Origin of the sequence: Salibacter sp., from assembly GCF_031581065.1 — a bacterium.
Classification (GTDB): domain Bacteria; phylum Bacteroidota; class Bacteroidia; order Flavobacteriales_G; family Salibacteraceae; genus Salibacter.
Genome location: NZ_JAVLBN010000081.1, coordinates 1 through 4,738 on the forward strand (window position 1 = coordinate 1; position 4,738 = coordinate 4,738).

The following is a 4,738-nucleotide window of genomic DNA, read 5'->3' on the forward strand; positions in this document are numbered from 1 at the left end:
GAAGCTGAGCCATTTGCACGACTTCATAAACCACACCCTGAGCTGCAATTGCTGCATCACCATGGATCTGAACAGGAATAATTTTATCCTCTTCATTGAGGTAGTTGTCGATCTTAGCTCTTGAAATACCTTCAACAATAGGATCGACAGCTTCGAGGTGTGAAGGGTTTGGCGAAAGTGTCAGATGAACATCTTTTCCATTTTGTGTTTTCACATCAGCTGATGAGCCGAGGTGATATTTCACATCACCATCAAAAATCTCGTCTTCGTATTCTTTGCTTTGAAATTCACTGAAGATTTGCTCGTACGTTTTGCCAAAGATATTGGCTAATACGTTGAGTCGGCCGCGGTGAGCCATCCCAACAACTACTTCCTGTGCACCTAGTTCAGAACCGTATTCAATGATTGTATCGAGAGCCGGAATTAATGCTTCTCCACCTTCCAGTGAGAAACGTTTTTGCCCTACAAACTTCTTGTGTAAGAAACCTTCAAAAACAACCGCCTGGTTGAGCTTGTGAAGAATTCTTTTTTTCTTTTCTACGTTAAAGTCTGGAGTGTTTCGGTTTTGCTCAACACGATTGATCAACCACTTTAGTACCGTTGGCTTACGGTTGTAAACGTACTCTACTCCAATTGAGTGGCAATAAGTTTGCTGCAAGTGATCGATAATATCACGGAGTTTTGCACTTCCCAGCCCAAGTTCATTCCCGGCCTGGAACTCTTTATCGAGATCTTCATCACTCAACCCGTAATACTCGAGAGAAATAGTATCGCGGTACTTTCTTCTTTCTCGTACAGGGTTTGTTTTTGTGAACAAGTGACCCCGTGTGCGGTACCCTTCTATGAGTTCTTTAACCTTGAACTCTTTCTCGTAGTTTTCAGGTACACCTGTGGCACCTGTTCCCTGTTCTTCGTAATTAGTTTTGGAGAATTCGAACCCCTCAAAGAATTTTCTCCATCCGTCATCTACCGAGTCGGGGTTCTCTTTGAATTTTTTGTATAGTTCCTCAATCGCGTCAACGTCTCCGTTGCTGAGGTATGAATATTTGTCCATTGTGTTTATTCAACTTAGGAGATACAAAATTATAATTTTAACCAATGTGATAGTTGAATTAACAACTACTTTCAATTAATTACAGTATGATTTTTATTTATCGAACTCTTTTTTGAGCAAAACTTTTTGTAGTTCTCGCTTCAAAATAAGCTGAGCCAAAAGATCAGTTTTGTCACCAGGCTCCTTTAGCAGCGCGCTTTTTGCAGCCTTTTCACCGAGGTCAATTCTGTATAACAAATTCATAAGTGACTGTATATCTGTTTCTACAAATTGAATGATCAGTTGTTTAAGTTTATTGTACAAACTAATGTAAGCATTTGTTTGGGAAGCATCAAAGTCTATTTCCTCACCTATTAACGCCAGATCTTTTACTAACTGCCTGGCTGTTTTCTCCAATATTTCGCGATCATCAAAATGTGCCTTAACTTCGTCATTACTTAACTTTGATGTGTTCTTCATTGAACTAAATTGTACTGGGCTTGTTGCCTTCAAAGTTGATCAAAATAATACCAAATGGCAAAGATACTTATAACTGGCGGCTCGGGATTGATAGGAAAGCAACTCACTGCATTACTCCAAAAAGACAACCATGAAGTATGTTGGTTGTCGCGCAGTGCCGGTAAATATAACAATATTGAATCTTATAGCTGGAATCCTTCTTCAGGGGAAATTGATCCTGAGGCACTCAAAGGTTGCGATTTTATTGTTCATTTAGCTGGTGCCGGTGTTGCTGATGAAAAATGGACTGATGAACGCAAAAAAGTTATTTTGAATAGTCGTGTTGATAGTACGAGAACTCTGCTCGATGCTGTAAAAGGATCTGACCATAAACCGAAAGCTGTAATATGCGCCAGCGCTATTGGATACTACGGTTTCAAAACTACATCTCAGGAGTTGACAGAATCGAGTGAGGCCGGAGATGATTTCCTCGCCCAGGTTACCCAAAAATGGGAAGCTGAAACAGATAAATTCAGAGATTTAGGAATCAGAACTGCTCAAATAAGAATCGGGATTGTGCTGAGCAGAAAAGGTGGTGCACTAGAGGCCATGACGAAACCTCCGCTATTATCACCACTGGGGACCGGGAAGCAATGGATGCCATGGATTCATATTGAAGATTTAACAAGCATGTTTTACCACGCGATTGAAAATGACTCGATGAATACAACCTACAATGCTGTAGCTCCAAATCCGGTTTCAAACAAAGAATTCACCAAAGTTCTCGCCAGGAAAAGTAAAAAGCTCTATTTACCAATTCCGGCTCCCGGTTTTGCACTAAAACTTGTCATGGGTGAAATGGCCGGAATGGTTCTCGAAGGATCAAAAATTTCCTGTAAAAGAATACTCGACTCTGGGTTTCAATTCAAGTTCAGGAATGTGGGAAACGCGCTTGACGATCTTTTTTAGAAGTTTCGCTCAACAAGCTGCTTAGCTAATTCCAACAAACCTTTTTTGTCGGTTTCAGGGACATCGATTTTTTTCAATGCGCCAATCGCGTTTTGGTAGTATTCCCGGCTCAACTCTTTTGCTTTTTCATCCAAACCCATTTTTTCAAAAAGCTCAGTTATAACCTCTACTTTTCGCGAATCCTGATCTTTTTCGTTGAGCCATTTTTCCAATAGTTCACGATCAGATCCGGAAGCATCCTGCATAGCGGTTAAAAGCAAAAATGTTTTCTTATTTGCCAGTATATCACCACCTGGCCGCTTGCCTGTCAATTTAGGATCTCCCCAAACATCGAGGTAATCGTCAAGAATTTGAAAAGAGACGCCAAGTTCAACTCCAAAAGTGTACAGTTGCTTTTGTTCATGTATTTCAGCACCGGCACAAACCGCACCAATTTTCAATGCTCCCCCCAGCAAGACAGCTGTTTTAAGCCTGATCATTTCGAGGTACTTTTCCACCGTAACCTCATCACTGCTCTCAAAATTCATATCAAACTGCTGTCCTTCGCAAACTTCAAGAGCCGTTTGATTGAATACTTCCATTAGCTTAACTGCTTTTTCGCCAGAAACATTTTTAATCAGGTGCTGATAAGATTGAATGAGCATGGCATCTCCGCTGAGAATTGCCGTGTTGACATTCCACTTTTCGTGCACTGTTTTTTGACCTCTGCGCAGGGGAGCTTCATCCATGATATCATCGTGCATGAGTGTGAAATTGTGAAAAACCTCAACAGCTAAAGCCTGTTCAACACAATCAGATCCGGGCTTACCAAAAACCTCGGCTCCCAGCATGACGAGTGCCGGCCTGATTCGCTTTCCGCCAAGATTCAACAAGTAGGAAATAGGTTCGTAAAGCCCTTTCGGCTCTGACCGATATTCTTTTTCTTTTAAAGACTTTTCAACTAATTCGATATGTTCGAGTACCTTTTTTGGTAGCTTCATTTCAGTAAATTAATCAGGTATTCGCCATAGCCACTCTTGACCAGTGGCTTTGCAATTTTTTCGAGCTGCTCATCATTGATATACCCCATCCTGTAAGCGACCTCTTCAATACAGCCGATTTTCAAGCCCTGTCTTTCTTCAATAACCTGGACGAATTGACCGGCTTGCATTAGCGACTGATGGGTGCCCGTATCAAGCCATGCCGTTCCGCGATCGAGAACGGTCACCTTCAGTTTATCACGTTTTAGATATTCGCGATTGACATCTGTTATTTCCAGCTCACCGCGATCACTAGGCTTGATTTTTTTGGCAATTTCCACGACTTCATTATCGTAATAATAGAGTCCGGGTACAGCAAAATTCGATTTTGGGTTTTCTGGTTTCTCCTCGATGCTTTTCACTTTGTTTTCCTCATCGAATTCAACGACACCGTAACGTTCGGGGTCGTTTACGTGATAAGCAAAGACAACACCACCGTCAGGATCTTTACTCGACTGGAGCTTTTGTGAAAGCTTTGAAGCGTAAAATATATTGTCACCGAGAATTAATGCAACACTATCATTTCCAATAAAACTTTCTCCAATTATAAAAGCTTCAGCTAAGCCGTTGGGATTTGGCTGCTCAGCATAAGTGATAGAACAACCGAGGTTTGATCCATCTCCCAGCAGTCTCTCAAAATTTGGAAGGTCATTAGGTGTAGAAATAATGAGTATTTCGTTGATTCCAGACATCATGAGGATTGAAAGCGGGTAGTAAATCATCGGTTTGTCGTAAACCGGCATGAGCTGCTTACTAACTGCGTAAGTTAGCGGGTAAAGTCGCGTTCCGGAGCCACCAGCTAAAATAATTCCTTTCATAGAGTATTAGGTTTTCGATGATTGGTCGCTATCATCCTCTTCATTTTTCATTTGAAGGTTGGAATAATCATTAGCGTCTTCCTCATCGAGTATTTGTAAAAAGGGTTCTTTGAATGCTTTTGTCGTAATGCTCTTGTCAAGGTTCAACAATAAACTAGGCAATAACACGAGGTTTGCCACCATAGCAACGAGCAATGTTATGGAAACTAAGATACCAAGAGCTTGCGTTCCACCAAATTGAGAAGTTGCAAAAACAGAAAAACCAAAGAACAAAATGATGGAGGTGTAAATCATACTCACTCCGGTTTCGCGGATAGAGTTGATGGCTGCAATCCTGACATTCCAGTTATGAGCTTTCAATTCCTGCCTGTATTTAGCCAAATAATGAATAGTATCATCTATCGAGATACCAAATGCTATTGAGAAAACCAGAATTGTAC

The 4,738-nt window shown here is 41.1% G+C and carries 6 protein-coding genes; 1 reads left to right on the forward strand and 5 read right to left on the reverse strand.

The genetic code is table 11. From position 1 onward, the window contains the following. Together RI557_RS11330 and RI557_RS11335 are read right to left on the reverse strand one after the other, a co-directional pair. On the reverse strand, window positions 1–1,054 hold a 1,054-nt coding region (locus tag RI557_RS11330; RefSeq protein WP_310683863.1), incomplete at its 3' end, for a thiamine pyrophosphate-dependent enzyme. Between the two features lie 93 nt (window positions 1,055–1,147). Continuing rightward, window positions 1,148–1,513: a hypothetical protein gene (locus RI557_RS11335; RefSeq protein ID WP_310683865.1), complete on the reverse strand. Its 366-nt coding sequence runs from the start codon at window positions 1,511–1,513 to the stop codon at window positions 1,148–1,150. A gap of 54 nt (window positions 1,514–1,567) precedes the next feature. On the opposite strand from RI557_RS11335, the gene RI557_RS11340 reads away from it, so the two are divergent. After that, window positions 1,568–2,461, forward strand: coding sequence for a TIGR01777 family oxidoreductase (locus RI557_RS11340; protein ID WP_310683867.1), 894 nt, complete (start codon window positions 1,568–1,570; stop codon window positions 2,459–2,461). On the opposite strand, the gene RI557_RS11345 is transcribed toward RI557_RS11340, so the two are convergent. The 3 genes from RI557_RS11345 to RI557_RS11355 form a co-directional block, all read right to left on the reverse strand. Further along, a complete protein-coding gene (locus RI557_RS11345) occupies window positions 2,458–3,441 on the reverse strand; it encodes a polyprenyl synthetase family protein (protein WP_310683869.1) in 984 nt (327 codons plus the stop codon). The two genes, RI557_RS11340 and RI557_RS11345, sit on opposite strands and share 4 nt — an antisense overlap. Beyond that, window positions 3,438–4,298 (reverse strand): glucose-1-phosphate thymidylyltransferase RfbA, encoded by an 861-nt coding sequence (gene rfbA, locus RI557_RS11350; protein ID WP_310668361.1) that lies wholly within the window; start codon window positions 4,296–4,298, stop codon window positions 3,438–3,440. The genes RI557_RS11345 and rfbA overlap by 4 nt, the downstream gene beginning before the upstream one ends. A gap of 6 nt (window positions 4,299–4,304) precedes the next feature. Then, window positions 4,305–4,738, reverse strand: a 434-nt coding sequence (locus tag RI557_RS11355; protein ID WP_310683871.1) for an MMPL family transporter, incomplete at its 5' end; no start/stop codon positions are given.

Coding starts and splice junctions, on each gene's coding strand:
- RI557_RS11335 (WP_310683865.1), bottom strand. CDS start 1,513: ATGAAGAACACATCAAAGTTAAGTAATGACGAAGTTAAGGCACATTTT.
- rfbA (WP_310668361.1), bottom strand. CDS start 4,298: ATGAAAGGAATTATTTTAGCTGGTGGCTCCGGAACGCGACTTTACCCG.
- RI557_RS11340 (WP_310683867.1), top strand. CDS start 1,568: ATGGCAAAGATACTTATAACTGGCGGCTCGGGATTGATAGGAAAGCAA.
- RI557_RS11345 (WP_310683869.1), bottom strand. CDS start 3,441: ATGAAGCTACCAAAAAAGGTACTCGAACATATCGAATTAGTTGAAAAG.